Source organism: Providencia sp. PROV032, assembly GCF_028484875.1.
Taxonomy (GTDB): domain Bacteria; phylum Pseudomonadota; class Gammaproteobacteria; order Enterobacterales; family Enterobacteriaceae; genus Providencia; species Providencia rettgeri_E.
Genome location: NZ_JAMPSX010000068.1, coordinates 1 through 1,117, shown reverse-complemented (window position 1 = coordinate 1,117; position 1,117 = coordinate 1). Strand labels below are relative to the sequence as shown.

Genomic DNA, 1,117 nt, shown 5'->3' with positions numbered 1-1,117 from the left:
TGGCACTTCATAATTGGTCGGCTATATCATTTTTTTATTTATTATTATTGATTGAGTTTTCCAGCTCTACAGCTCTAAATTTAGTTGTGTAGATAGCGTTAAATTCAATATCAGATTCACTTAAAAAAACATGTGTTATTAGTTTATCGAGTGATATGTGCAGTGCTTTGCAGTAAAAAATTAAAAATTTTACTGTGAAATTGTGCTGACCCCTTTCATACCGAGATACCTGTTGTTGACTAATATTTAGTATTTCAGCTAATTCTGCTCCTGATAACGAATTTAAGATTCTTTCATTTCTTAAGAATAAGCCTAATTTTTCATTTATATCATTCATATATAACTCGCTGATTATTATGTTTTTATTTTTTTTGCAAAAAAAAACTGGTTAATGTCACGTCGAGATTTAAATCAAATATTGATTACAGGGGTTCTACATAGAGAGTCTTCTTCTTTGTTATAAATTTTCGTTATTCTTGTAAAGAATAATGCTATATCTGTATCTAAAATAATTAATGAATTTATTAGAGTATCGATATCAATTTTATTTACACATCGCTCATATCTAAATAATTGCTGCTCTGATTTGTTTATTAACTTAGCAAATTGCCCGAGATTATAGCCTGTTTCCTTTCTTAATTTTTTTAGTTCCTTGCCTACACACTCTGCATTATCCATTATCCATTATCACTCCTAAGTTGGGTTTTATTTTTATTTACTACATACTTGTAAAATGAAGCTTCACTAACATAAATCCCAGAAAAACTGATTTCATCTATAATGCTAGACCAGCTTCTCCCTTGTGCTTTTTGGATCATAATGTCGTGATACAAGTGATTTAGTATTTCCTCTGTTGTTACTTTTGGTTTTTTTTCGATAAATTTTTTTATTTTTTCTTTCATTTTTAATTTCTTAGGTAATTAAATGGTCCTTAGTTAAGGATAGATTAAATTTTAGATAAAAAAAGCCTAATGCCCCAATGTGGTACTAATCAAAATGGAGCGAAGCGACAACGTCATTCTGTCTTTGCTTTTCCCCATGATCGGTTATTGGGTCATGGCTTCTTAGCTCTTTAATCTCGCTAAGTCTGGTTAGGTTGGGCTTCTTTCAACACTTC

The 1,117-nt window shown here is 30.2% G+C and carries 3 protein-coding genes; all 3 read right to left on the bottom strand.

The window, feature by feature from the left end:
• Positions 1-34: 34 nt before the first annotated feature.
• On the bottom strand, positions 35-337 hold the full coding sequence (locus PSF42_RS20615) for a helix-turn-helix domain-containing protein (protein WP_166185716.1): 303 nt from the start codon (positions 335-337) through the stop codon (positions 35-37).
• Positions 338-411: 74 nt separating this feature from the next.
• Positions 412-678 (bottom strand): helix-turn-helix domain-containing protein, encoded by a 267-nt coding sequence (locus PSF42_RS20610; protein ID WP_166185714.1) that lies wholly within the window; start codon positions 676-678, stop codon positions 412-414.
• Positions 678-902, bottom strand: coding sequence for a hypothetical protein (locus PSF42_RS20605; RefSeq protein WP_166185712.1), 225 nt, complete (start codon positions 900-902; stop codon positions 678-680). The genes PSF42_RS20610 and PSF42_RS20605 overlap by 1 nt, the downstream gene beginning before the upstream one ends.
• Positions 903-1,117 lie beyond the last annotated feature (215 nt).

Bases quoted from the DNA above. Each gene is read 5' to 3' on its own strand.
- PSF42_RS20605 (WP_166185712.1), bottom strand. From the start codon at position 902: ATGAAAGAAAAAATAAAAAAATTTATCGAAAAAAAACCAAAAGTAACA.
- PSF42_RS20610 (WP_166185714.1), bottom strand. From the start codon at position 678: ATGGATAATGCAGAGTGTGTAGGCAAGGAACTAAAAAAATTAAGAAAG.
- PSF42_RS20615 (WP_166185716.1), bottom strand. From the start codon at position 337: ATGAATGATATAAATGAAAAATTAGGCTTATTCTTAAGAAATGAAAGA.